Here is a 26,059-nt window from a genome sequence, read left to right as displayed (position 1 = left end):
GAAAAAGGCAGGGCATAGACCTTCTGGTCATGCCTTGCCTTTTGAATGACAAATTGTCGCTCTGGGCGGCGCGCAGCGTCGAGCAGTTACGGCGTTTCGTAAAACGCCGTAACTTAAACAGCCTGTGCCAGCTTCTCGGCTCGCTCGGCGGCGGCGAGTGCCTCGATGACCGTGCCGAGCTGGTCGCCCAGGAGAACGCCGTTGTAGGTGGAATTGAAGCCGATGCGGTGATCGGTCACGCGGTCCTGGGGCTGGTTGTAGGTGCGGATCTTCTCGGAACGGTTGCCGTGGCCGATCTGGCTCTGGCGCTCGGCACCGAGCTCTGCCTGCTGCTTCTCGAGCTCCATCTCGTACAGGCGGGCGCGCAGCATCTGCATGCAGACCTCGCGGTTCTGGATCTGGGAGCGCTGTTCCTGCGACTGCACCACGGTGTTGGTGGGAAGGTGGGTGATGCGCACGGCGGAATAAGTGGTGTTAACGCACTGACCGCCAGGGCCGGAGGCGCAGTAGGTGTCGATGCGCAGGTCGGACTGGTTGATCTGGACGTCGATCTCCTCGGCCTCGGGAAGCACGGCGACAGTTGCCGTGGAGGTCTGGATACGGCCCTGGGACTCGGTCTTGGGAACGCGCTGGACGCGGTGCACGCCGGACTCGAACTTCATGACGGAGTAGACGCGGTCGCCCTCGACCTTGAACTCAATGGACTTAAAGCCGCCGGCCTCGCTGGGGCTGGAGTCGAGCACGGTGGTCTTCCAGCCGCGCGACTCGCAGAAGCGCTGATACATCTTGTACAGGTCGCCGGCGAAGATGGCCGCCTCGTCGCCACCGGCGGCGGAGCGAATCTCGACGATGGTGTTCTTGTCGTCGTTGGGGTCGCTCGGGATGAGCATGTACTTAATGTCTTCCTCGAGCTGGGGAAGCTTGGCCTCGTTTTCGGAGATGTCCATCTGGAGCATCTCCTTCTCATCGGCATCGGTAGTATCGTGGAGCATTTCCTTGGCAGCCTCGATGTCATCGAGCGCGCCGATGTACTCGCGCGAGGCGGCGATGAGGTCGGACTGGTGCGCGTACTCCTTGTTGAGACGCGTGAACTCCTTGATATCGGAGGCGACGGCCGGGTCGGAAAGCTTCTTCTCGAGCTCCTCGTAGGCCTTGATAATCTTTTCGAGCTTGTCGCGCATGGCGGGACTCCTTTATATGCGTGAAGGTGAAAATCGGCAGAGCTGATGGGGCGCACGGCGCCACTGCGGGGGTAAGCCCGGCTAGAACATGTCGATCTTCAGATACATGCGCATCCCTTCGCGTATGGGGTACATAGTTGCGGTCTAACTCATACATGATAGCGTGCGCAGGCAAACCTGCATATAACCCGCACGGAATGAGTGGACGTAGCCGTTGGGGACGTTCCTTAACGGCTAGTCGTTTAAGAGCGTCCCCAACGGCTAACAAAGAGACTGTCGCTTTGTCACATTCTAGAGCGTTTGAAGCAGGGCGATGAGGAAGCGAACACCCTGGAGGTAGGCGCGGCGGGTGATGCGCTCGTTGGTGCCGTGGACGCCGCGGTTGCACTCGTCATCGTCGACCACAAACGCCGAAAAACGAATGCATTCGGAGCAAATGTGCTGGTAGTTGGCAGCGTCGGTCGCGCCGATCACGGTCGAGGGGACAATCGCCAACGGCTCGGATGATCCGTTTTCCTCCGTCCCCTTTGGATCGCGGAAATAACGGGCGGCGATGGAGCGAACCGCCTCGAGGCCGGGACCACCGATGCGCGGGGACGGCGAGGGCTCGGAGCTGCCGGGGGCCAGCTCCACTTCGACACGACCGGCAAGGTCCGCCCCGGCAACCGCCTCACGGCAGCGCGCCACAACGTCGGCCACGCTCGTGCCCTCGAGCATGCGGAAGTTAATGTTGGCCCACATATCCTGTGGCATCACGTTAGCGCCAGCGCTGCCGCCCTCGATCTGCGTGGACGCGCAGGTAGTGGTCACGAGCGGGTAGAGTTTTTTGCTGGCGAGGCACTCGCACACGATGGTGTCCTTGTTGGAGGCAATCTCGTCGGCCGAGTAGAGCCCCAGCTCGACAAGCTGTGCGGCAAGCAGATCGGTCACACGCGTCGGCCACTCGATATCGCAGATTGCGGCGATAGCGCGGCTCAGTACCTCGAGCGATGTGCCGCCGTAGGGGTTGGACGAATGCCCGCCCTCGCTCTTCGTCTTGAGCACAATATCGGCGTAGCCCTTCTCGGCAAGGTCGGCATGCATAAGCCAGCCCTCGCCCGCGCCGTACTCGGCAGCCGGAACGATGCGGTAGTCGCCCTCGTCGATCAGGAACTCGAGCTCAACACCGCGCTCCTCGAGCACGCGGCCGATAGCTCCAGCGCCGTACTGCGTGGTTTCCTCGTCCTGGCCAAAGGCGAGCAACAGCGAACGCTTGTGCTCCCAGCCGTGCGCCAACGCATACTCAACCGCCTCGAGAATGCCTGCGACCTGATCCTTCATGTCGATAGCGCCGCGACCCCAAATGTAGGTGTCGTCCACCTGTCCGCTAAAGGGGGCGTGCGTCCAGTCGGCCTCGGTACCCGGCACCACGGGGACCACGTCCATGTGGCCCATGAGCATGACGGGTTTGAGGGCGGAGTCGGAACCGCCAAGCGTCACCAACAGCGAGTGGTCGATAAGCTCGACCTCGCCCGCCGCAAACACGCGCGGCCAGGCCTGCTGCATATAGGCGCGCAGGTCGTCGAAGGGCTGCCAGTCCACCGCCTCGGCATCCATGCTCGAGATGGTCGGAAACGACAGCACGCGGCCCAAGCGCTCGCACGCGCCGGCCTCGTCCATATCGGCAAAATCGTCCTCATGCGCAAAGAAGCGCCAAACCTCGGCCATGACATCCTTTCGATTGTGACGACAAAGGCCGCCCCACGGGAGCGGCCCTGCAACGTAGGCGTTTGCGCCGGTTATTTGTCCTCGAGATAGCGAGAGAGGAACTCGCGAGTGCGCTGGTGCTTGGGATTGCCGAAGAGCTCGGCCGGCGCGGCGTCCTCGAGTACCACGCCCTTGTCCATAAAGACCACGCGGTCGGATACGGTTCGGGCAAAGGCCATCTCATGCGTGACGACGACCATGGTCATGCCGTCGGCAGCGAGCTTGCGCATGACCTCGAGCACCTCGCCCACGATCTCGGGGTCGAGCGCCGAGGTCGGCTCGTCAAACAGCATGATCTGCGGATTCATGCACAGGGCACGAGCGATGGCCACACGCTGCTTTTGACCACCGGACAGGCGACCCACGGCGGCGTGCGCGAACTTTTCGAGTCCCACGCTCGCCAGATGCTCCATCGCGACCTTCTCGGCCTCGGCCTTGCTCATCTTTTTGAGCGTGACGGGCGCGAGCGTGCAGTTGTCGAGCACGTCCATATTGTTGAACAGGTTGAAGCCCTGGAACACCATGCCGATGTCCTCGCGCAGCTTATTGATATTGCAGCGCTCGGCCGTAAGGTCCTGGCCGTGGAACCAGATGTGGCCCGCGTCCGGGGTCTCGAGCAGGTTGAGGCAGCGCAGGAAGGTCGACTTGCCCGAGCCCGAGGCGCCGATAATGGTGACGACCTCGCCGGGATTGACAGCGAGGTCGATGCCCTTAAGCACCTCGAGCGAGCCAAAGCTCTTGCGCAGGCCCTCGACGCGGATAAGCGGCTCATTGGTCTGTGCGGCGGCCGCGGTGCCGGTAGTGGCGGTATCTGCCATGATGATTCTCCTCGTCTTGAGCCTAGTTGGAGCTGGGCAGCGTTGCCGGGGCCTCGGCGCCAAGCTTTTTGCCAAAGGCCTCGAGCAGGCGGCTCGCCACGAGCGTCAGGATCAGGTAGACCACGAGCGCCACGCAGTAGACCTCCATCTGGCGGTAGTACACGCCGGCGACCGTGGTAGTAGCGTACATGAGGTCAAACACGCCGATGACCGAAAGCACCGACGAATCCTTGATGTTGATGATGAGCTCGTTGGTGAGCGCCGGAATCGCATTTTTAATGCCCTGGGGGAACACGACCTTGCGCATGGCTTGCCACTGTGACAGACCCAGCGAGCGCGCTGCCTCGGCCTGACCGGGGTCGATGGACTCGATGCCGCCGCGCAGGACCTCCATCATGTAGGCGGTAGAGTTGAGCGAGATGGTGACGAGGCCGGCAGTGAAGGTACTCCAGATCTGGTTGGCCTGGGCGGTCTCGAAGCCCATGCCGCGCAAAACGGTGAAGCCCGCGTAATAGATGAGTAGGCCCTGGACCATCATGGGCGTGCCACGCACGATGGTGGAGTAGATGGTCGCAAAGCCGCGGCCGACACTCTTAAAGAAGCGCACCAGGTCGTTGTCCACGCGATCGAAGGTCTGAATGCGCAAAAACACAAAGAGCAGCGCAAGGAAAAAAGCGATGACGGTACCGAAGGTCGCAAGTGCGATGGTGATCTCGATGCCGCGGATAAAGAAGTCCCCGCTCTTGTAGGTCATGTAGACCAGGCTCGACAAAAAGTCGCTGGGGTTGGAGTCCGAGACAATACTCACCTGCACCAGGTCGATAAACGACATGACGCAGCGGTCGACAAAGAAGATCGCCGCGATGACGACCACGACATAGCTGCCCAGGCGCGCGCCGCGACGGAAACGCTCGGATGCAAACGGTGACTTTTCGCGATAGTCGCTCCAGTGCATAACCTTGGTGACGAGCGCTGCCGCCGACACGACGATCCAGGCCCAAAGAATCGCCCAAAGGCAATCTTGGAAGATGCCGGTGGGCGCCAAAAAGCTCAGCGGCGTGGGGTTGCGCTGGCTAAATGCCAAGCCGAGCGCCGCGATAACGCTCGTGCCCAGGTACACATAACGGTGGTCGGCCTTGATAAAGGAGGCCAGACGATTGATGCCTTTCATGCTGCCTCCCTATGCCGGCTGACGGTCGAGGCACGCGTCCCACATTTGGTCGCGCTCCTCTTGGCTAATGCCCTTGAGTGTCTTGTCGATGAGCTTAAGCAGTTTGTCCGATCCCTTGCGGCAACCGACATTCGCCGTGACCTCCTGCTTAAAGCCCTCGCCCTCGGCAAAGTGGATGGGGACGATACCGGGATTTTGGGCCATATAGCCCTTTTCGTTCTCAGTGTTGTAGGTCACGGCGTCGCACGTGCCCTGCAGCAGATTCGAGAACACCGTGGGGACCGAATCGACCGGGTTCTTGTGCACAACGCCCGGAATCTCGTCGATGACGGTATCGAGCATGGTGTCCTTTTGGCCGAGCACCGTGGCACCGCTGAAGTCGCTGAGCTTGGTGGCGTTTTGGTAGGGCGAGCCCTCTTTTACGAACAGGCCAAAGTAGCCAATGAAGTACGGGTCGGAAAAGCCGACGGACTCCTCGCGCTCGGGCGTGGCGCTCATGCCGGCGATGATGAGGTCAATCTGGCCGTTGTTGAGCGAGTCGATAAGGCCCGAGAAGCTCTGCTTGACGGCAACGGGCTCGCCGCCGAGAGCCTTGCAGACGATCTTGGCGATCTGCACGTCGTAGCCATCGGCGTAGGCTCCCTGCACGTTATCGATGGGGATCGTGAACTCGCTGGCCTCGGAAACCTGCCAGTTGTACGGGGCGTAGGCCGCCTCCATGCCAATGCGGATCTTATCCTTGCCGATCACAGAATCGGACAGGTCGTCGCGACCGCCGCCCGTCGTGGACTGAACTACTTCCAGCGTGGAGGGACGCTGGCAGCCGGCAAGTGCGCCGGCGACGACAGAAGCGCTCGCAGCGAGAGCGCTACCCAAAAAGATGCGACGGCTGCATACCGGCTGTGGATGCGCGTCGCGTTGATGGGGAGAATGCATAATCTGCCTTCCCTGTTGAATCGTATGCTGACGACTTAACAGGATATACGCCAGCGACCAGCAGCGCAGCACAAGCTCGAAAAATTAATAGACACACGGTAGTCATTGGGAGCGTCGATGTTTTGGCAATGCCAGCAGGCGCCACCCAGAGCGAACAAGTTAGCATGAAAAAGGCAAGGCATAGACCTTCTGGTCATGCCTTGCCTTTTGAATGACAAATTGTCGCTCTGGGCGGCGCGCAGCGTCGACCGGTCCGCCGTTCGTCAGAACGGCGGAACCTCTAGAGCAAGGTGGCGCTAAAGCTGCGGACGTCCGTCTCGCCCGGCGCCAGCGTGATGGTGTTGACCTTGTGCTCAAAAACATCGTCCTCGGTGTCCATGGTGGTATGACCGGTCCAGGGCTCGAGCGCCACAAACGGAGCGTCGTTGGCGGCAGACCACACGCCAATGTACTTAAAGCCCTCAAAGTCGATCTTGACGCCGTGGCCCGACTTGCGGCCGCGCAGTGTGAGCGTGGAGCCCGGAGTATCGGTGAACATGATGGCATCGTTATCGAAGCTGCGGTGCGTGATGGGCAGCACGTCCGAGTTATCGGGAGCCTTGTAGCTACCCTCGAACGTCATAAGACCGTCGGGCGTGATGATGGGAGCCTCGTTGGTCCAAGCCTCGGTAAACGCCAACTCGTAATCCTCGAACGCCTCGTCCTCGGCACCGGGGACGGGCACGTTAAATGCGGGGTGGCCGCCCACCGAGAACGGCAGGTCCACGTCGCCGGTGTTGGTGACGGCGAAGGTCTGCGTGAGGGTGGCGTCGCCGGTCAAGGCATAGGTCATGTTGAGCTTAAAGTGGAAGGGGAACGCCTTGAGCGACTCAGGCGTGTCAGTGATCTCGTAGGTAACGGACGAGCCGTCCTCGGAGACCTCGACCAGCTTGTGCTCGACGATGCGCGCGAGGCCGTGGCGCGGCATCTCGCAGGTGCCGGCTGCAGACGTCGCTGTGTTGTTGCGCAGCGAGCCCACAATGGGGAACAGGATGGGCGCATGCTTGCCCCAAAAGGCGTGGTCGCCCTGCCACAGATACTCGTTGCCGTTGAGGGCAAGGCTCGTGAGCTGGGCGCCCATGGAATCGATGGCCGCGGTGAGGCCGCCGCGCTTGATGGTAGTGACGGTGGACATGCTACTTCCTCCAATAGTAAACAACGGTGTCGAGGGCTATTGTCCCACTCTTGACGGCAAGGAGAAGCGACAGGCGCAGTTATTGAGCGATTGCGTAAAGGTCGAACCCGCCCTGCGGCGTACTGTCGACCGTATCGGGCGCCTGCGAGTTAAAGCTCACGGGAACCATGCGCTTTGAGGCGCGGAAGCGCGTTCCGTCGGTGGCGACGGGCGGTTCATCGACGGTGAGCTCGTAGTCACCGGGCTTGAGTTCGATGCCGTCACCAGCGGAATTGACGTATTGATACTCGTCAATCGTCTGCCCTTTGAGCGTGCGCCCCACGATGTGGACGAGCATTTGGCTGTCGCCGCGCGCGGTGTCCCACGTCGCGCCGTCCTTGACCTCGACCGACACATGTACCGAGCGCGTGCGGCCGAGCGATTGCTCGACGGACATCTCGACCTTGGCGGCATCTTTGCGTTGTTGTTCCACATGGCTCCAGACATTTCCGATCGCCGAGCAGGCGATAACGCCGGCCATAAAGGCGATAAGGATGGGGCCGAGCGGCGAGCGACGTCCTGCATCTCCCTCGCGAGCCAGGTCGGGGCGATGCGTGGGCGCGGGCGCCTGGGCACCCTGCGAGGGCACGTCGAGAATACTGAAGGATGCCGTGCTATCGGGGTCGATAGTGTGACGCGGCCGCGGGGTCTTTGCCGGCGAGATGGACATGTCGGCTGGCTCACCCAGTGTGGCCGTGGCATCGGCCTTTGCCTCGTCAGCCTCAGCCTGGGCCCAGGCCTGCTCAAAGGTTAGGGGTTCGGCGGCATCGGAGGCGGCTTCAGGCTCGACACCGGCATCATTGCCGGCCTCGTCCTCGTCGCTCGACACGTCACACGGCGCGGGCTCGTCCCACTCTTCGTCCGGAGCCTCGCCCTCGCTATACCACCATTCAAAGTTATCGATATCCATACGGGGCGCCCCCTTGGCCTCGCAAATAAACACTTGCCAGCCTTATACCCCCAGATGGCACGGCGGCTCGCCGGCACAGGCAGGAAAACCGTCACAACATTCGACGCTTTTCCTCGATTTCGAGATTTTCATCGAATGTTGTGACGGTTTGGGCGGCAGCCACGCCGCGAATGTGACAAAGGGACTGTCCCTTTGTCCCTTCTGTTAGAGTTGCAGGGATTGAATCCCGCTTATTCATGCGACATTGGAGTGACAACCTTGACCGCCGCAACCACGTCTAAAAGTAAATCAACCGCCGCCGCGCTCTCCCCCGCGCGCACCAAGCTCTGCCTGGCGCTGCTCGTGCTGTTGGGATTCTCGCTCGGCTGCTCCGAGTTCGTGGTCATCGGTATCGAGAGCGACTTGGCAACGGAGCTCGGCATCTCGCTTGCCACTGCGGGCCAGCTCGTCAGCGTGTTCGCGCTCGTCTACGCCATCGCGACGCCGGTGCTCGCGCTCAGCACGGGGCGTTTTCGCCGCTACCAGCTGCTCGTGTGCTATAGCATCGTCTTTGTGCTCGGCAACCTGGTCATGGCGTTGGCGCCCAACTTCCAGGTACTGTTTATCTCGCGCATTGTCCTGGGCTCTGTCTCGGGTGCGCTGCTCGCCGTGGGTGTGACGTACATCCCCGAGCTGCTGTCCCCGCAGCAAACCTCGCTTGCCATCTCGGTCGTGTACGGTGCGTTTTCCGTGGCAATGGTCTTTGTCACTTCGATCGGCAAGTTTGTGGCCGACACGCTCGATTGGCACGTGGCCATGTACGGCACGCTGACCTTTGCCGTTCTGATCTGCGGAGCGCTCGTGGCGTTTATGCCGCGCACTGGGCAAACCGACGAGCCTGCCACCTTTCGCGAGCAGGCGGGGCTTCTACGCGAGCCGAGCATCATCACCGGCATGCTCATCTTTTTGTTTGGCGTAGGCTCGGTCTATGTGTTCTACGGCTACGTGACGCCTTATCTTGAGCAGGTGCTGGGTATGGGCACCGTTCAGGCGAGTACCACGCTCATGGCCTATGGCGTGTTCTGCCTGATCTCGAACATCCTGGGCGGATGGATCGATGCGCGCTTTGGCATGAAGGCGCTGCTTGTGACGTTTGTGTTGCAGGCTGCGGCGTTACTCGGGCTGTTTGCCGTGGGCGGCACCATGCCGCTCGCGCTGGTCTTTGTCTTTAGCTTGGCGCTGCTCATGTACCTGTTCTCGGTGTCGTGCATCACGCACTTTATGGACGTGGCACGCAGCCGCCATCCCAAGTCGATGGTACTCGCAAGTTCGGTTGAGCCCATGGCGTTTAACGTCGGTATCTCGTTTGGCACTGCAGTGGGCGGCGCCGTGGTAAGCAGCATTGGCATTGCGTACGTGGGCGCCGTGGGCGCCGCGTTCTCGCTTGTGGCCTGGGCGCTTACGCTGGTGACGATTAAGTTGGCTCGCTGGGAGCGCCACCGCGGGTAGCGCAATTGCAGCTAAAAGCCGCAGCACCGCCCACCATCTTTTGACCGCCTGGCGCTCGCTCCTGCAGCCATGCAACACGTCGTCTGCCGCCCAAGTCAGTATCTTTCCCGGCGCTATTTAACCACGCAAAACGCATCCTGTTAAGATTATCGCTATCGTTTTTCGCAATCTGAAAATCGATAGAATCGCAGGTAAAGCTTTCGTAGTCTGAAATGGTCAATCCACACGAAAGGGGTTTACCACATGGACAAGAAAGCAGTTGTAATCGCCGGGGCCGGCAGCACCCACACTCCCGGCATCATCCAGAGCCTATTGCAGAAGAAAAACGAATTACCGCTGCGTAAACTCGCCCTGTACGACATCGACGAGAAGCGCATGCATCTCGTCTACGACATCATGAAGCAGTTCATCGAGCAGGAAGCTCCTGACATCGAAGTTGTCGTGACGACCGACCCCGAAAAGGCATTCACCGATGTCGACTTCGTCTTCGCGCAAATCCGCCAGGGTGGCCTTCAGATGCGTCGCCAGGACGAGCGCATCCCTCTTAAGTACGGTTGCGTGGGACAGGAAACCTGCGGCGCCGGCGGTTCGATCTCCTATGGCATCAGGTCCATCCCCGGCGTCTTCGACCTCGTACGCTACGCCAAGAAATACAGTCCAGACGCCTGGATCCTCAACTATTCCAACCCTGCCGCAGTTGTCGCCGAGGCCACACGTCGCGAGTTTGGCAACGACCATATCCTTAACATCTGCGATATGCCCACGGCTATCTTGCTCTCGTACTCTAAGATGCTCGGACTTCCCAGCTGGCGCGATATCGACCCCATGTATTTTGGACTCAATCACTTTGGCTGGTTTACCAAAATCTACGACAAGCAGGGACGCGATCGTCTGCCGGAGCTCCGTCAGATGATTCTCGAGCACGGCATGGCCGTGAGCGACAAGCATCACAAGGACAAGGACTGGATGCACACCTGGGGTCAATACGTCAAGATTGTGAAGGACTATCCCGAGTATCTGCCCAACAGCTACCTGCAGTACTACCTGTACTCCAAAGACATGGCAGATGACATGGACCCCAACTGGACGCGCGCCGACAACGTCATCAACGGACGCGAGAAGGAGATGTTTGCCGAGCACGACAAGTACCTGGCAGATCCCGCCAATTACAAGAGCCCCGTACAGAGCTTCACGGTCTTTGGCGACTTTATCGTCGACGCAGCCGCCTCTATCGCCTACAACAAGTGCGAACGTTATCTCGTAATCGTCGAGAATAACGGCGCCATCCCCAATCTGCCCGACGACGCCATGGTCGAGGTTCCCGCCTACCTGCGCTCTTGGGGCCCCGAACCCATCAGCCAGCCTGCTATCCCCACCTTCTACAAGGGGCTTATCGAAGAGCAGAATGCCAGTGAGAAGCTCGCCGTCGACGCATATTACGAGCATTCCTACCAGAAGGCGCTCGAAGCCATCGCAATCAACAAGACCGTCCCTTCGACTACCGTCGCGCGCCAAATCCTCGACGACCTGATCGAAGCGAACGGCGATTATTGGCCGACCCTGTCCTAACTCCCCGCGCATCGAAGGAACATCATGAAAGAAAGCAAGCTCTACAGCGAGTTCCAGAGACTCGGCAAGGTGCTCATGGCGCCGGTCCTCCTCCTGCCCGTTTCCGGCATTTTGGTCGGTCTGGGCTCCGCCCTTTCCAATGCTAACCTCATCTCGCTCTGCCCGTTTTTGGGCACCGAGCCAATGGTGATCTTTAGCACGCTCATCAAAGCAGCCGGTAACGTTATCAATGGTAACATCTCGGTTCTCTTTGCGATCTGCATCGCCTACGGTTACGCCAAGGCCGAGAAGGCGACCGCCGCACTCTCAGGCTTCATCGGCTACATGACCATGAACACGATCATGGGTCAGCTGCTTATCCTGCTGGGCACCATCGATCCCGCCAACCTGCAGACCGGTCAGAACGCCATCCTGGGCGTAACCACACTCGACACCGGCGTATTCGGCGGCATCATCATCGGCTTGGTAGTCGCGTGGATCCACAACCGATTCTATAAGGTGCAGCTTCCGCCGGTGCTCGGCATCTTCAACGGCACACGCTGCGTCCCCGCCCTCACCGTCGTTTTCGCAAGCCTAGTGGGCGTTGCGCTCGCCTTCGTGTTTCCGTTTGTGCAAACCGGCCTAAAGGCCGCCTCGACACTCATCGATTCCACCGGGGTGTTTGGCGCGTTCATCTATGGCTTCTCCGAGCGCATGCTTCTGCCCTTCGGCCTGCATCATTTCATCTATCTGCCGTTTTTCTTCACTTCTTTGGGCGGTAGCATCCAGGTTGACGGCCAGACCGTCGAGGGTGCTGTCAACATCTACAACGCCATGCTCAACACGCCCGGCATGATGTACGACATCGACATCTCAAAATACGTCATGAACGGCAAGGTGCTGTTCGCCATGTGCGGCCTGCCTGCGGCGGCGCTCGCCATCTACCACTGCGCCCGTCCCGAGAATAAAAAGAAGGTCGGCTCTCTCATGATCGCCGCCGTTATTCCGGCCGCCATCATGGGCATAACCGAACCGCTCGAGTACTCCTTCCTCTTTGTAGCGCCCGTACTCTACGTGGTCCACGCCCTGCTGTGCGGCATCGCGTATGTACTCACCTACCTAGTACAGTTCAATGTGCCCGGACCTTCCGCCTTCGGCGGACCGCTCCTCTCGTGGATCTTCAACGGCATCATGAACGCCGATAAAGGCTCCAACTGGTTCTGGCTTATTCCGCTCGGCATCGCTTACTTCGGAATCTATTACGTGCTGTTCCGCACCTTTATCAAGAAATTTGACCTCAAAACCCCGGGCCGCGAGGATGATGACACGCAGGCAGCGGATGACACGTCGGCCATCGACTCCAAAGCACCTGTCCAGGTAAGCGAGCTCATCCCGCAGATCGTGGAAGCCGTGGGCGGCGCCGATAACATCTCGGGTGTCAACGCCTGCTTCACTCGCCTGAGGCTCAGCCTCAAAGACACCGCCCTGGTCAAGGACGATAGCGTCTTCACCAAAGACCTCGGCGCCAGCGCCATCGTGCACGTTGGCGGCGGTGTTCAGATCGTTTACGGCAATAAAGCTTCTGTCTACAAAGTCGAAATGAGAGAATACTTGGGCATGGAATAAATCCGTCCCATAGCTTCACCACAATGCCCCGGAGACGGCATATCCGCTCCGGGGCATTATTGTTTGGAGTGATTTGAATGTCGATGTACGAGGTCTATTCGAACCTCAGGTCTTGTATCGAAGACGTCGAGAAGGGCGGCAGCCTTGACGCCCACATCGCACTCTACGCCCTTTCCCATCACGACGAGATCCCAGAGCTCTCAATAGAAGAACTTGCCCGCGCGTGCAATACATCGCCCGCGACCATCTCGCGCTTCTGCAGGCGCGTGAACGGCTCGAGCTTTCGATCGTTCAAAGAGCAAGTTGACGACTTCAACGCTTGGCTCCAGCGCGAGACAACCGAGGCAAGGGCGCATAAGCAAATCGATATACCCTGGTATTTCGATATCGTAGAGACCTCTTTGCTTGAAACAAAACGCCTGCTCACTGAGGATCGACTCGAGCAGGCCGTTGACTGGCTTCTCGATGCGCAAAATGTCTACGTATACGGAAGCTCATTCTCCAATCTCGCCGCCCGCTCACTCTGCGAAAAGCTGAGCCGCGTAAACCGACTGTGCTTCTCATTTGGCTCCGTCAAGGGACAGGAAACGTCGCTCTGTCTGCTCCAACCCGACGATCTAGCCATCTTTGTATCGTTCTCAGGGAAGACGAGCCATATCTTCAATCTTTACGTTGAGGCCAAGCGGCGAGGTTGCCGCGTTATTTGGATATCGAGCAACATGGCATTCGATAACAACGGGGCGCGCGAGCTCTTGCTACCCGTGAGCGCGGAGTCACTCAGCGAGTACTCGACCGCCTTGGTTGAGGGCATGAGCCTACAAAGCGCGGTTAACGCTCTGTATATCAGCTGTGCAAATCGACTTCGGGCGCAGCGCTAGCCGCAAACACGCTAGAACCGAAAAGAACGCACCTCACCGTCGCAAGGCGTCCGAATACACGATAGGCAGCGCCAAAAGAGAGCAGCGAGCACGTCATGTACTTGCCCATTCGCCCCAAAACAGCACAGGTCGGCGCCCGATTGAAGGATCGGGCGCCGACCTGTATTAATCTTGATCGTGTGTTTGAGTCGTTTACTCCATACCCAGTAGCTCGCGCATCTGAGTTGCGTAGTTAGATGCCATGTTGCCGTAGACAATCTGCACGCCGCCGTTAACATGCACGATGCCACGCGCTGCAAGCTTTTCGGTAAACTCGGCGTCGTCAACCACCTTGTCACAGTCATTGAGCTGGATGCGCAGACGGGTGAAGCAGGCCTCGACAGACTTAATATTGTTGTCGCCGCCCACTGCCTCAACGATGGCGGGAATGAGGTCGCTGATCACAGTCTTGGGAGCCTTTGCGGCCTCATCGTCGGACTCTTCCTCACGGCCGGGGGTCTTAAGGTCCTTCTTAAGAATGATGAACTTGAAGACGAAGTAGTACACCACGAAGTAGATGGGGCCGAGGAACAGGATAACCTGCCAGTTGGAGCCCTTGGCTGCACCCATAATGCCGTTAAAGATCAACGACAAGAGCGGGCCGCCGAAGGACGCGGAACCGGCCACGTTGAACTGCAGGATATAGGTCAGCGCATAGGCAAGACCAGCCATGAGAGCGTGGAACACGTAGAGGATGGGCGCGATAAACAGGAAGGAGTACTCGAGCGGCTCGGTAATGCCGGAGAGGATGCAAGGCACCACGATGGCAATCATGAGCGCTGCGGTCTTCTTCTTGTTCTTGGGAAGCGCCGTCTTGTAGAAGGCGAGTGCAGCGCCAGGCAGGCCGAACATGGCGAAGATAACCTTGCCGTTCATGACAAAACGGCTGACCTCGATGTTAAACGGCGTGCTGGGAGAGCCCAGGATCGCGTTGTAGATATTGATAGCGCCCTGAACAGTCTGGCCGTCGATGGTCTCGACGCCGCCGAGCGACGTGAAGAAGAACGGCAAATAGACAAAGTGATGCAGGCCAAAAGGCAGGAGCATGCGCTCGCCGGCGCCGTAGACAAATGCACCAAAGGCACCCGTAGTCTTGATGAACTCGGACAGCGCACCGAGAGCGTTCTGAATAAACGGGAAAACAAAGGACATGACCAATGCGAGGATGCTGCATGAGAGCAGCGTCACCGCTGGGATAAAGCGCGTGCCGTTGAAGATGGAGAACACGGCAGGCAGCTCAATCTTGTAGTAACGGTTATGCAACCATGCGACGATTGCGCCCACCAGAAGACCGCCGATAACGCCAGTGTCGAGCGTGGTGATGCCGAGGATCGTGCTCTGGCCCGTCGTAAGATTCGCGGGATCGATGACGCCAGTCGCCGTAAGGAACGTGCCCATCACGGAATTCATGCACATGTAGCCCAAAAAGCCACAAAGCGCCGCGGTAGCCTTCTCGGACTTGGCGAAGCCATAGGCGAGACAAATCGAGAAGATAACCGGGATGTTGTTCATAACGATGCTGGCAGCGGCCTTGAGAATCGAAAAGAAGATCGCAAAGCCCGGAGCAGCAAGCCAGGGAACAGCTGCCGTAAGGGTGGGGCTGGTAAAGGCATTGCCAAAGCCCTGAAGGATGCCGGCGATTGGCAGGATCAAGACAGGCGTCATGAGGACTTTGCCCAGGCGCTGGAACTTTGCCAGCAGCTCATCTTTGTTCATGGGATACCCCTCTTAAAGAAACGGGGCGTGCAGCTCCACAGCCCACACGCCCCATAACAGTTATCAAGCGCTATGGAACTAGCTACTTAAGCTCCGGCCAGTAATCCTTATTGGCCTCGATGAGCTTGTCGAGCACTTTGCGAGCCTTCTTTGCGTCACCGACCAGACGATTAAGCGTGAGTGCCTGCAGAGCCTTCTCGTAGGAACCCTCCATCCAAGCCTCAACAGTCAGGCGCTCATAGGCGTACTGGTTCTCCATAAGGCCGCGATAGAAGGTACCGATCTTGCCAACAGCATAGGGCTGCGGGCCATTGGCGCCCACGCTTGCCGCGACCTCGACCATGGCGTCATCGGGCATGCCCTCGATAATGCCGTTGTTGGGCACGATGACAATGAAGGTCTTGTTGGTGTTGCGATAAATGGCCGAGGTGATTTCCACGATCATATCGCCATGAGCGTCGTTTTGCACAACCGAGGAGTTCTTTGCGGTGCCGACTTTGGCAACACGCTCGCACTCGGCGAACACGCGCTTTTCACGACCGTTGATAACCTCGTCGGAGCGAGTGTAGTCGGGGTCGAGGTGAGCGACCTTGTACTCGGGATACAGATAGTACTGCAGATAAGTGTTGGGCAGATAGTCGGGGAAGTCCTCGAGCATGTCCTTGACCATGGCGTAGGTATCAAGCCAGGACTGGTCACGCTGCTCGGCATCGGCAGGAAGGAAGCCGTTCTTCTCCGTGTACTCCTTAATCTGCGGGACGAGGTCATGGCCCTCTTCATCGTAGATGTGCTTGAACCAACCGAAGTGATTGAGGCCGAAGTACACGGGCTCCGTCTTGCTCATATCGCGACCGAGCAGGCGACCGTAAGAGCGCATGAGGTTGACAGGCTGGTCGCAGATGTTGAGGACGCGATGCTCATCGGGCAGGACGCGCTCGAGACCATACGCCACAATAGCAGCCGGGTTGGTGTAGTTGATAATCCACGCCTCCGGGCTATGAGCGCGAACGTCGTTGACGATCTCAACCATGTCATGCATGGAGCGCATACCGTAAGCCATGCCGCCAGGGCCCACCGTTTCCTGGCCGATGATTCCCATATGCAGCGGAATCTTCTCGTCCTTGCTACGCATCTCGTAGCCGCCGGTACGAATCTGGCAGAGCACAAAGTCGACGTCGGTGTAAGCCTCGTCCTTATCGGTGGTGTAACCGAACTCCACACCGGGCTCCTCCTCGGCGAAGAGGATCTTGCCAAACTCGCCGATCGGACGCTGACGCTCGGCATCGATGTCATAGAGCATCACGCGGTTCAGCGGCAGAATGTCCATGTGCTTGGTCAGGGCTTTAAGAATGCCAGGGCACCACGTGGAGCCGCCGCCAACGATCACAATATTGAGCTTATCCTTCATGTTCCGTCCCTCCAGGGTTGGCTGATCGGTGTTCTCGAAGACCTTGGGCTCCGCGGTTGTCCTCGGCTTGCTTCGTTTCGATTGATATTTTGCGATATAAGGTCATTTGAGAGTCCCCGTGTGGGCCAATGCGAAACGGGGACACATGATTTCGCTCACGACACAGATATGTGTAGGCAGACACACGCGTTTGCCCAGTTCATGGGCAATAGGCAATCTTGACCGATTACCGATTTCTCACCTGGCTACACAAAGCGGTACCATATGTACGGCGAGATGCGAGGGGCTGAAACATCTTATGAAAGATCAAGAATCTTTTTATGATCATGTGCGGGCTGGCGAGAGCAAGCTCAACGATCTCGAAAGCGAGATCATGCGCTACATCATCGAGCTGCGTGATGATATTGACGATGTCACGCTTAAGAGCGTTGCTGAACGGTTCTTCGTCGCTCCCAATACAATCGTCAGGCTTGCCCATAAGCTTGGCTTCTCGGGGTTTACGGAGCTCAAACAATCGTATTCCGCCTCGCTCGACCGCAATCGATTCACTATCGAGGCACTTCCTCTTGATACCCAGCTCGTACAGACCAAAGATCTGCTTAACGACAGGGTCATCGATTCGGTTGTGAGTCTTATCCAGGATGCCTCGCATATCGTGTTCTTCTGCTCGGGCTTTTCGAAATACCCGTGCCTCGAGATGGCTGAAAAGCTCAAAATAATGGGCAAGAACACCGATACGCTCAGTGAACGTCATGTCATGAGGCATTACGCAGAACTCCTCGGCAAAAACGACCTGGTCTTCAGCGTTTCCGTAAGCGGCGAGACGCAGGTGTCTATTGACGCCACATCGATAGCCAAAACGCGCGGATGCAAGGTCGTCACACTCACCGGCTTTTCTCGAAATTCTCTCTCGAAACTAGCCGACTACCCTATCTACACCGTGCAAAAAGAAATCCGCTTGGGCAGCATGGACCTCGACAGTCGATTGATGTTCTATTACGTTTTCGAATTGATATTTGAGCGTTACTTCAAACTGGCCAAGAAATAAAACTTGGCATGCGCCCGGCTTCGACTCCTTAGCAGCCCTCTATATGAAAGGAACCGCGCATGCAACGTGTACTGTTTATCTGTTATGGAAATATCTGCCGCTCGACGATGGCTGAATCGGTGTTTACCGAGCTGGTGCACCGCGCCGGGCGCGCGGGCGAGTTTGTCATTGATTCCGCCGCGACCTCGACTGAGGAGATTGGCAACCCACCGCATCGTGGCACTGTTGCCAAGCTGCGCGAGGTCGGGATTCCCGTCGTCGCACATCGCGCGCGCCAGGTGCGTCGCGCGGAGTATGGCGACTGGGATCACATTGTCTATATGGACGATGAGAACGCCCGCGGCCTGCACCGCATCTTTGGCGACGACCCCGACGGCAAGATTACGCGCTTGCTCGATTGGACCGAGCGCCCCGGCGACGTGGCCGATCCCTGGTACACCGGCAACTTCGATGCCACCTACCGCGACGTACTCGACGGTTGCACTGCCATGCTCGAGCAGATGTAGGTTTGCGGGCGCACAAACCGCGCGAACCGCGTCATCGGTATACATCGAGCGTGGATTTTCTCTCGTATACAGATCGAGCGTGGAAAATCTCCCACTTTGAGCGTTCAAGTGCGCTCTAAACGGGAGAAAATCCACGCTCATTTTCTCGGGCAGTGGAACTCGATACGACCAAGGGACTGCCCCTTTGTCACATTCGGGACTGGCCCTAGACCGGCTTGACCTCCAGCTTTATCCCCTCGGCACGGGAGTCGCCCAAAACATCCGAAAGGACCCAGGTCGCATATAGCGGCAAATAAAGAACAGCTCCGTTGCGCTCAACGTTGCCTCTCGAGAAAACAATCCCGAGCCTTACGCCATATTCGGCCGTATCAAGCACATGACCGAGCGCAGCGTGCGCGTGGTAATAGGAGCCCGATTTAACCTCGATCGGGACAGCCGTCCCATCCGGTCCGTCGACCACAAAGTCCACTTCGCCGCGCTTTTTCGTCTGATAGTAGTAAAGCTGGCGATTCTGGACAGCCAGCTGCTGGGCCACCACGTTTTCGTAAATGCCGCCCAGATTGGGCTCCTTGCTATCAAGATACGCCGCCTGGGCGACTCCAACGGGGTAGCGCGCCATCAACATGCCCGTATCCGATTGATATAGCTTGAACTGCGATGGCCGCGCCGTCTTGAGCAGGGGCGATTTTGGCTCGGTTACGATATCGGCCTTGAGAGCAACGCCGGCATCGACAAGCCAGACAAAATCTCGCTGGTACTTGTCGTAATGCGCCTTGGGGTCAATGGAATTGAGCACGAAGCGTTTGTTTTCGCCCTCGAGCATAATAGGGAGCTGATCGTAAATGCTCTGCACCTGAAGGGCTCGCCCGCTTGCATACTTGGAGATATCCCGCCGGTACTGTTCGTTGAGCTCTGACTGTAGCTGACGAACAGAGGCAAGGTCGCCCTGCGTGTCAAGGAAACGCTGCACGACCTCCGGCATTCCGCCGACAACGGTATAGGTCCTGAAGTTTGCCATCATCGCGTCATGAATGTAATCAGGAATGGGCTTCTCGCTGATACACGCATCGCGTATCGTTTGGCGAGCTCCCTCGCTCACCCCGATCGCCCAGCAAAACTCCTCAAAATCGAGCGGGAACATCCTAAGCTCGTGAACATATCCCACAGGATAGGACCTAACGCCCTTGAACTGGGTCCCGAGCATTGACCCCGAAAACGCCCAGTGGCACCTCCCGTCCTCAACAAGGAACTTTGCCATCGTCGTGATGTCGGGGGCCTCTTGGACCTCATCGATAAACACGAGCGTTTTGCCTGGCGCTATCGGCTTTCCCGAAAGAAGCGTCACCCTGCTGATGAAATCATCGGCATCCCGTGCCTCGAGAAGAGCATCTTTTGCCTGGCGATTTTCCGCGAGATTGAGCTCGATATAGGTTGCGTAGTTTGACTTACCGAACTCGCGAATCGAGTAGCTCTTACCGATTTGGCGAGAACCCGTGACGAACAACGCCTTTCGTTCAATGGATCTCTGCCAACAATCAAGCTCATCAGCGATTTTCCTGCGCAACATAAGCTCTCCCATCGCCTCGATAAATGAAATGCAGATATTTATATCGACTATTATCGATGAAATGCAGAGATTTTTAGTACCGAAATTGGATGAAATGCAGAAATTTGAGCTTACTCGCGCACAGAACAACGACGCGTGCGCCTAAGCATGGGCATAAGTGAGGTCGGGATTCTCGCATACAAATCGAGCGAGGACTATCTCCCACTTTGAGTGCGAAATTGCGCCCAAAACGGGAGATAATCCACGCTCGATATTTCGACGGGAGAAAAACCTCGCTCGGTTACTCGTCGACGATCTCGGCAAGCCAGACGTTCAGCGTATCAATCTCGGGGCAGCAGAACTTTGCCGTGCCAGGCTCGTTGCCAGGCACGGTTCCGCCATAGCGCAGGATATCGATATAGGGAAAGCCCACGTGACAGGCCATGGCGCACATCTTGCCGCGGTCTCGGTCAAAGTCAAAGACGTCGCCCGGCTTGTGACCATGGTGGCAGCGGCACGTCCCCAGCTGGTCCACGCAGCTCACGCGGATACGCGGCCGCTTGCCACGCGGCGCGCCGAGTGGCCTGTTCTCGCCCGCAGGCTTGACGCCGCCCTCGCCAGCGTTACTCATGGTCAATCACATCCAGGCAGGCCTCGATGGGAAGGCCGGCCGACTTGTCCTCTTGGTCGGCATTGCGCTCGATAAGCTCAGCCACCACACGCATGGCATCGGACGTCGCGCGCTGCAGACTCCAACCTGCCATAACGCGGCCCATGAGCACCGCCGAGAACGTATCGCCCGTACCCGGGAAATAGACCGGAATGAGCTCAAAGGGAATCGTGAAGTACTCCCCCGCCACATGGTCGTAACCGATAACCGCGTTCGTTCCATTTACCACGGCGCTCGTAATGACCACCGACTTGGCACCCAGCTCGCGCACGGCGTCCACAAGGGCGCGGGCCTCATCGGGCGTGATCTGCTCTGCAACAGGCGTATCGGCGAGCAGACAGGCCTCGGTGTAGTTGGGCACCGCGTAGTCTGCGCACTCCAACAGGTGCCGCATAAGACCAATCGTGGACTCGGGCACACCGGCATAGAGCTTGCCGTTGTCGCCCATGATGGGATCGACGAACACCTTGGTGCCCTTTTGCGCGCGGCGGTGGCAAAAGTCCGAGATGATACGCGTCTCTTCCTCGGTCACGATAAAGCCGGTCGAGATGGCGTCGAACTCAAAGCCGAGCTCCTCCCAGATGGCGAGGCTCTGGCGCACGTACTCGGTGGTGTCGTGGATGTAGAACTTGGGATAGTTGAGCGTATCGGACACAAGTGCCGTCGGCAGGTTATGGATACGGTAGCCCATGTGCGACAGCACCGGCAGCATGGCGGAAAGCGCGACCTTGCCGTAGCCGCACATATCGTTAATCAGCAGCAGCTGAGTATTCTTCATGAGGGTCTCCCTTGTTTCGGGCATGGCGCGACGGCACAACAGTGCAACCAAGTGTAGCGCAGGGGACGTTGTGAGCGGAGGCGAGCGGTGCGAAGTGCAAATTGTTGCGGAAAGGTTTCGGAAATGGGGGCTGTTTGCTCCATGGCGGCCTAGTTGATGCTACTCATATAGCGCCATTTCAAAACTATGCCTATTTACTACGTTTAACCGCCCGCCTCTAACCACAACGAATTTCTCTCCAACAAAACCGCAGGTAGATAGCTTGCGTTTTTTCAGAAACAGCTGTTGTGGTCAGCGATGCTGGATTCATCGTAGTAATTAGGCATAGTTTTTGGCAAGGCCGCTTCGAAAGGCATCATCGCAGCCCAAAACGATACCTTTTCCTCCGTCCCCCCAGGGATCAGATTGCCGTTTAGGAGCGTTTGCAGCGTCGAGCGGTTACGGCGTTTGGCAAAAGGCCGTAACTTAATAAGTTTGGTACCTTGACATTCATTTCTCATGCTCCTAGATTGGTTAGGCACAAAACAATTCCACTACCTAACTAAAGAAAGGAGCAACACTAATTCATGTGCGATGAACCTCTTAACCTTTGTTCGCACGAGCCCGGCGGCGGCCCGTCGCAGCCGGCGGATGTACCCGAAGCGGTTAGCTCAGAAGACAAGCTTGCCAAGCGCATCCTCAATGGCCTGGGCTTTTGCGGCCATTACATGCATTTTCATGGCGGAGGCGTGTCCGGCAAGGCGCCCATCATCTGCCTGCTGGCCAAGCAGCCCGGCGGCGAGATGTCGCAGCAGGAGCTCGGCATGCACTTTGACCTCAAGCCGGGATCGCTTTCCGAGATCCTGTCCAAGCTCGAGCTCAACGGCCTCATCGAGCGCAGCCGTAACCCCAAGGATCGACGGCAACTCACCATTCGCCTGACCGAAACCGGCCGGGAAAACGCCCGCATCGACCAGGCAGCCCGCATCCGCTTTAGAGAGCAGGCCTTTAGCGCGCTCACCCATGACGAGCGCGAGGACCTCGCCGAAATGCTCGATAAAATCCGCGTAACCTGGGAGGAACTGGATGATTAAAACCCTCATGGGCAGCATCCGCGACTATATGAAAGTCACCGTTGCCACGCCGTTGCTCGTGCTTGGCGAGGTGCTCTGCGAGATGCTGATTCCATTTATCACCGCCAACCTGATCGACGCTATCAAAGACGGCGCCACCGTAGCCGAGATGCTTCCCACCGCAGGCTTTTTGGTGCTCATCGCGCTGACGTCGCTTGCTTTTGGCGCCGCGGCCGGCGTCACCTGCAGCCATGCGAGCTGCGGGTTCGCCAAGAACCTGCGTCACGACCTGTTCTACAAGATCCAGACGTTCAGCTTTGCCAACATCGATGAGTTCTCGAGCTCATCGCTCGTCACGCGCCTGACCACCGATATCAACAACGTGCAGCAGGCCTTTATGATGATCATCCGTATCGCCGTGCGCGCGCCGCTGGTATTGATCTTCGCCTTTACCATGGCGTTTATCATGGGCGGCAGCGTCGCCATGGTCTACCTGGTCATCATTCCGCTGCTGGGCTTTGGACTGTTCTTTATCATCTTTAAGGTGCGCCCCATCTTCTCGCGCGTGTTCCACAAGTACGATGCCCTTAACGAGTCCGTCGAGGAAAACGTCACCGGCATGCGCGTGGTCAAGAGCTATGTGCGCGAAGACTTTGAGAAGGAGAAGTTCGCGACCGCCGCGCGCGACGTCCAGATGGACTTCACCCGCGCCGAGAAGCTGCTCGCCTTTAACAACCCCATGATGAACATCTGCGTCAACGGCGCGTTTGTCGTCATCATCTACCTGGGCTCCAAGCTCATCATCACGAGCCAGGGCACGCTGTTCGACGTGGGCCAGCTCTCCTCGACCTTTACCTATGGTTTCCAGATTCTCATGAGCCTGATGCAGCTGTCGATGATCTTTGTCATGGTGACCATGGCCGACGAATCGGCGCACCGCATTGCCGAGGTGCTGGCCGCCGAGCCCACGATCGCCGATCCCGCCGAGCCCGTGCTCGAGGTTGCCGACGGTTCCATCGACTTTGACCACGTGAGCTTTAAGTATTCCAAGCATGCGAAGCGCCAGGCGCTCGACGATATCGACCTGCACATTACGAGCGGCGAGGCCATCGGCATCATCGGCGGCACCGGCTCGGCCAAGTCCACACTCGTTAACCTCATCGCCCGCCTGTACGACACCACCGAAGGCGCTGTGCGCGTGGGCGGCGTGGACGTGCGCGACTACGACCTGGACGCGCTGCGTCACCAGGTCGCCATGGTGCTGCAGAAAAACGTGCTGTTTAGCGGCACCATCGCCGAGAACCTGCGTTGGGGCGACCCGAACGCCACCGACGAGGAAGTCCGCGAGGCAGCGCATCTGGCCTGCGCCGACGAGTTTGTCGACGGTTTCCCCAAGGGCTACGACACCTGGATCGAACAGGGCGGCTCTAATGTTTCGGGCGGTCAGAAGCAGCGCCTGTGCATTGCACGCGCCCTGCTGCGTCGCCCCAAGATCTTGATCCTGGACGACTCCACCAGCGCCGTCGACACCAAGACCGACGCCAAGATCCGCGCAGGGCTGGCAAGCTATCTGCCCAACACGACCAAGCTCATCATCGCCCAGCGCATCAGCTCCGTGCAGGACGCAGACCGCATCATTGTCATGGAGGGCGGCCGCATCGCACAGATCGGCAACCACGAAGAGCTGCTCAAGACGAGCGAGATCTACCGCGAGACCTTTACCTCGCAAAACAAGATGTCTGCCGAGGGCGAAGGGGCCGTCGAGGCCGACACCGAGGCATCCGCAACGCAAGCTCAGACCCAGGAAGGAGGCGAGGCACATGAGTAAGGCAACGACCGCCGAGCGCGCGCTCAACCGTAAGGGCGGCACCATGTCGCGCCTCATCAAGACGCTCTTTGGCTTCTATCCCGTGCTTTTGCCCCTTGTCGTCGCCGGCGTGGTGCTCTGCGCCATCATCAACTCCATCGGCGCGACCTTCCTGCAGAGCGCCCTGCAAATTATTAGCGAATCGTGGCAGTCGGGCGATTGGGAAGCCGCGCAGCCCAAGATTCTGCAGCTCGTGACCACCCTCGCCTGCATCTACGGCGTCGGCGTCCTGTCCTCGCTCTTCTGGAACCGCGCCATGGCTATCGTCACGCAGGGCTCGCTCGAGAAGCTGCGCGAGATGATGTTCAACCGCATGCAGGACCTGCCGATCCGCTACTTCGACACGCACCAGCGCGGCGATATCATGAGCCACTACACCAACGACATCGATACGCTGCGCCAGATGATCAGTCAGTCGCTGCCCAACCTGCTCATGACGATCATCATCATTGTCACGGTGTTCTTTATCATGCTGTACTACAGCGTGTGGATGTGCCTGGTCATCATCGCCGGCGTCGCCTTTATGACCTTTATGACCAAGCTGCTCGGCTCCAATTCCGCGCGTTTCTTCATTGCGCAGCAGACCGAGCTCGGCGTGGTCGAGGGCCATATCGAGGAGGTCATGAACGGCCAGAAGGTCGTCAAGGCGTTCTGCCACGAGTCTGCCGCCGAGGCCGATTTTGACGAGCGCAACGAGAAGCTCTTCGAGGTCTCGCAAAAGGCCAACATGTACGCCAACATCCTCATGCCCATCCTTATGAACCTGGGCAACCTGCTCTACGTGCTGGTGGCCCTTGCCGGCGGCATTTTCCTGGCACTGGGCGTGCCCAACCTGAGCATCTCGGGCATGGCGCTGTCCATCGCCGTCGTGGTGCCGTTCCTCAACATGACCAAGCAGTTCTGCGGACAGATCGGCCAGATCTCGCAGCAGATCAACGCCGTGGTCATGGGCCTCGCCGGCGCCGACCGCATCTTTGAGCTCATCGACGAGAAGCCCGAGGCCGACGAAGGCTATGTGACGCTCGTCAACGCACAGGTGAACCCCGAGACTTGGGAGTTCGAGGAGGCTGACCACCACACCGGCATGTGGGCATGGAAACATCCGCACCGCGCAACCGGCGAGATCGAGTACGTACCGCTGCGCGGCGACCTGGTCATGGACAACGTCGACTTTGGCTACACGCCCGACCACGAGGTGCTGCACGGCGTGTCCGTGTTTGCCAAGCCGGGCCAGAAGGTCGCGTTTGTCGGCGCCACCGGTGCCGGCAAGACGACCATCACCAACCTCATCAACCGCTTCTACGACATCGCCGACGGCAAGATCCGCTACGACGGCATCAACGTCAACAAGATCCGCAAGGCCGACCTGCGCCGAAGCCTGGGCGTCGTGCTGCAGGACGTGAACCTGTTCACCGGCACCGTGATGGATAACATCCGCTACGGCAACCTGGATGCGACCGACGAGGAGTGCATCGCGGCGGCCAAGCTCGCGGGCGCGGACGACTTTATCACCCGCCTGCCCGACGGCTATGACACCATGCTCACCGGCAACGGCGCCCAGCTGTCGCAGGGCCAGCGCCAGCTGATCTCGATCGCCCGCGCTGCCGTCGCCGATCCGCCGGCAATGATTCTGGACGAGGCAACGAGCTCCATCGACACCCGCACCGAGGCCATCGTGCAGGCGGGCATGGATAAACTCATGGAAGGCCGCACGACGTTTGTCATCGCACACCGCCTGTCCACCGTGCGCAACTCTGACGCGATCATCTGTCTGGACCACGGCCGCATCATCGAGCGCGGCAACCACGACGAACTGATCGCCAAGCGCGGGTATTACTACCAGCTGTACACGGGAGCGTTTGAGCTGGAGTAGGAACGGTTACTGACGGAGGGTGCCCCGGGGCGTCGGGGTAA

At 58.6% G+C, this 26,059-nt stretch carries 21 protein-coding genes; 9 read left to right on the top strand and 12 right to left on the bottom strand.

Annotated elements, in window-relative coordinates:
* Positions 1-113: 113 nt before the first annotated feature.
* The 7 genes from prfA to DXC18_RS03715 all read right to left on the bottom strand — a co-directional run bounded on the left by prfA (position 114) and on the right by DXC18_RS03715 (position 7,975).
* Positions 114-1,181 carry a peptide chain release factor 1 gene (gene prfA / locus DXC18_RS03745; RefSeq protein ID WP_055252487.1) on the bottom strand — a complete coding sequence of 356 codons (1,068 nt, stop codon included), beginning with the start codon at positions 1,179-1,181 and terminating at the stop codon, positions 114-116.
* Between the two features lie 291 nt (positions 1,182-1,472).
* A complete protein-coding gene (locus DXC18_RS03740) occupies positions 1,473-2,888 on the bottom strand; it encodes a M20/M25/M40 family metallo-hydrolase (RefSeq protein ID WP_117716374.1) in 1,416 nt (471 codons plus the stop codon).
* A 71-nt stretch (positions 2,889-2,959) separates the two neighbouring features.
* The gene (locus DXC18_RS03735) at positions 2,960-3,745 is read right to left on the bottom strand and encodes an amino acid ABC transporter ATP-binding protein (protein WP_117637675.1); all 786 of its coding nucleotides are present in this window, start codon (positions 3,743-3,745) and stop codon (positions 2,960-2,962) included.
* 22 nt (positions 3,746-3,767) lie between these two features.
* On the bottom strand, positions 3,768-4,916 hold the full coding sequence (locus DXC18_RS03730) for an amino acid ABC transporter permease (RefSeq protein WP_117637676.1): 1,149 nt from the start codon (positions 4,914-4,916) through the stop codon (positions 3,768-3,770).
* 9 nt (positions 4,917-4,925) lie between these two features.
* Complete coding sequence (locus DXC18_RS03725; RefSeq protein WP_117637677.1) at positions 4,926-5,852, bottom strand: transporter substrate-binding domain-containing protein; 927 nt, start codon at positions 5,850-5,852, stop codon at positions 4,926-4,928.
* A 280-nt stretch (positions 5,853-6,132) separates the two neighbouring features.
* The gene (locus DXC18_RS03720) at positions 6,133-7,026 is read right to left on the bottom strand and encodes an aldose 1-epimerase family protein (RefSeq protein ID WP_117716373.1); all 894 of its coding nucleotides are present in this window, start codon (positions 7,024-7,026) and stop codon (positions 6,133-6,135) included.
* 79 nt (positions 7,027-7,105) lie between these two features.
* Positions 7,106-7,975 carry a hypothetical protein gene (locus DXC18_RS03715; RefSeq protein WP_117637679.1) on the bottom strand — a complete coding sequence of 290 codons (870 nt, stop codon included), beginning with the start codon at positions 7,973-7,975 and terminating at the stop codon, positions 7,106-7,108.
* A 258-nt stretch (positions 7,976-8,233) separates the two neighbouring features.
* Here DXC18_RS03715 and DXC18_RS03710 point away from each other — a divergent pair, with 258 nt between their 5' ends.
* From DXC18_RS03710 to DXC18_RS03695, 4 genes are all read left to right on the top strand, one after another.
* Positions 8,234-9,463, top strand: a complete 1,230-nt coding sequence (locus tag DXC18_RS03710; RefSeq protein WP_233508992.1) for an MFS transporter — start codon at positions 8,234-8,236, stop codon at positions 9,461-9,463.
* A gap of 243 nt (positions 9,464-9,706) precedes the next feature.
* The gene (locus DXC18_RS03705; RefSeq protein WP_089573123.1) at positions 9,707-11,032 is read left to right on the top strand and encodes a 6-phospho-alpha-glucosidase; all 1,326 of its coding nucleotides are present in this window, start codon (positions 9,707-9,709) and stop codon (positions 11,030-11,032) included.
* A 24-nt stretch (positions 11,033-11,056) separates the two neighbouring features.
* Positions 11,057-12,637 (top strand): PTS transporter subunit EIIC, encoded by a 1,581-nt coding sequence (locus DXC18_RS03700; RefSeq protein ID WP_117716372.1) that lies wholly within the window; start codon positions 11,057-11,059, stop codon positions 12,635-12,637.
* A 77-nt stretch (positions 12,638-12,714) separates the two neighbouring features.
* Entirely contained in the window at positions 12,715-13,515 is an 801-nt protein-coding gene (locus DXC18_RS03695) for a MurR/RpiR family transcriptional regulator (protein ID WP_117716371.1), read from the top strand.
* A 192-nt stretch (positions 13,516-13,707) separates the two neighbouring features.
* Here the strand turns inward: DXC18_RS03695 and DXC18_RS03690 are convergent, their stop codons facing one another.
* Both DXC18_RS03690 and DXC18_RS03685 read right to left on the bottom strand, forming a co-directional pair.
* On the bottom strand, positions 13,708-15,270 hold the full coding sequence (locus DXC18_RS03690; protein ID WP_117716370.1) for a PTS transporter subunit EIIC: 1,563 nt from the start codon (positions 15,268-15,270) through the stop codon (positions 13,708-13,710).
* A gap of 82 nt (positions 15,271-15,352) precedes the next feature.
* Positions 15,353-16,678: a 6-phospho-alpha-glucosidase gene (locus DXC18_RS03685; RefSeq protein WP_089573127.1), complete on the bottom strand. Its 1,326-nt coding sequence runs from the start codon at positions 16,676-16,678 to the stop codon at positions 15,353-15,355.
* A gap of 298 nt (positions 16,679-16,976) precedes the next feature.
* Between DXC18_RS03685 and DXC18_RS03680 the strand changes: the two genes are divergently transcribed.
* Together DXC18_RS03680 and DXC18_RS03675 are read left to right on the top strand one after the other, a co-directional pair.
* The gene (locus DXC18_RS03680) at positions 16,977-17,726 is read left to right on the top strand and encodes a MurR/RpiR family transcriptional regulator (protein ID WP_117757480.1); all 750 of its coding nucleotides are present in this window, start codon (positions 16,977-16,979) and stop codon (positions 17,724-17,726) included.
* Positions 17,727-17,785: 59 nt separating this feature from the next.
* Positions 17,786-18,232 carry a low molecular weight protein-tyrosine-phosphatase gene (locus DXC18_RS03675; protein WP_117716368.1) on the top strand — a complete coding sequence of 149 codons (447 nt, stop codon included), beginning with the start codon at positions 17,786-17,788 and terminating at the stop codon, positions 18,230-18,232.
* 205 nt (positions 18,233-18,437) lie between these two features.
* Here DXC18_RS03675 and DXC18_RS03670 read toward each other — a convergent pair whose 3' ends face one another.
* From DXC18_RS03670 to DXC18_RS03660, 3 genes are all read right to left on the bottom strand, one after another.
* Complete coding sequence (locus DXC18_RS03670; protein ID WP_199412188.1) at positions 18,438-19,928, bottom strand: ATP-binding protein; 1,491 nt, start codon at positions 19,926-19,928, stop codon at positions 18,438-18,440.
* 151 nt (positions 19,929-20,079) lie between these two features.
* Positions 20,080-20,409 carry a TIGR04076 family protein gene (locus DXC18_RS03665; protein ID WP_199412187.1) on the bottom strand — a complete coding sequence of 110 codons (330 nt, stop codon included), beginning with the start codon at positions 20,407-20,409 and terminating at the stop codon, positions 20,080-20,082.
* Entirely contained in the window at positions 20,402-21,226 is an 825-nt protein-coding gene (locus DXC18_RS03660; protein WP_117716366.1) for a PfkB family carbohydrate kinase, read from the bottom strand. The genes DXC18_RS03665 and DXC18_RS03660 overlap by 8 nt, the downstream gene beginning before the upstream one ends.
* 566 nt (positions 21,227-21,792) lie before the next feature.
* Between DXC18_RS03660 and DXC18_RS03650 the strand changes: the two genes are divergently transcribed.
* Genes DXC18_RS03650 through DXC18_RS03640 form a run of 3 tightly spaced genes read left to right on the top strand, consistent with a single transcriptional unit; the run spans position 21,793 to position 26,018 of the window.
* The gene (locus DXC18_RS03650; RefSeq protein WP_117716364.1) at positions 21,793-22,299 is read left to right on the top strand and encodes a MarR family winged helix-turn-helix transcriptional regulator; all 507 of its coding nucleotides are present in this window, start codon (positions 21,793-21,795) and stop codon (positions 22,297-22,299) included.
* A complete protein-coding gene (locus DXC18_RS03645; RefSeq protein WP_117716363.1) occupies positions 22,292-24,106 on the top strand; it encodes an ABC transporter ATP-binding protein in 1,815 nt (604 codons plus the stop codon). Before DXC18_RS03650 ends, DXC18_RS03645 begins: the two co-directional genes overlap by 8 nt.
* Positions 24,099-26,018: an ABC transporter ATP-binding protein gene (locus DXC18_RS03640; protein WP_117716362.1), complete on the top strand. Its 1,920-nt coding sequence runs from the start codon at positions 24,099-24,101 to the stop codon at positions 26,016-26,018. Before DXC18_RS03645 ends, DXC18_RS03640 begins: the two co-directional genes overlap by 8 nt.
* Positions 26,019-26,059 lie beyond the last annotated feature (41 nt).

Source organism: Collinsella sp. OM08-14AT (genome assembly GCF_003438115.1).
GTDB lineage: Bacteria > Actinomycetota > Coriobacteriia > Coriobacteriales > Coriobacteriaceae > Collinsella.
The sequence above is the reverse complement of the archived record's forward strand: the minus strand, read 5'-3'. Positions and strand labels throughout refer to the sequence as shown.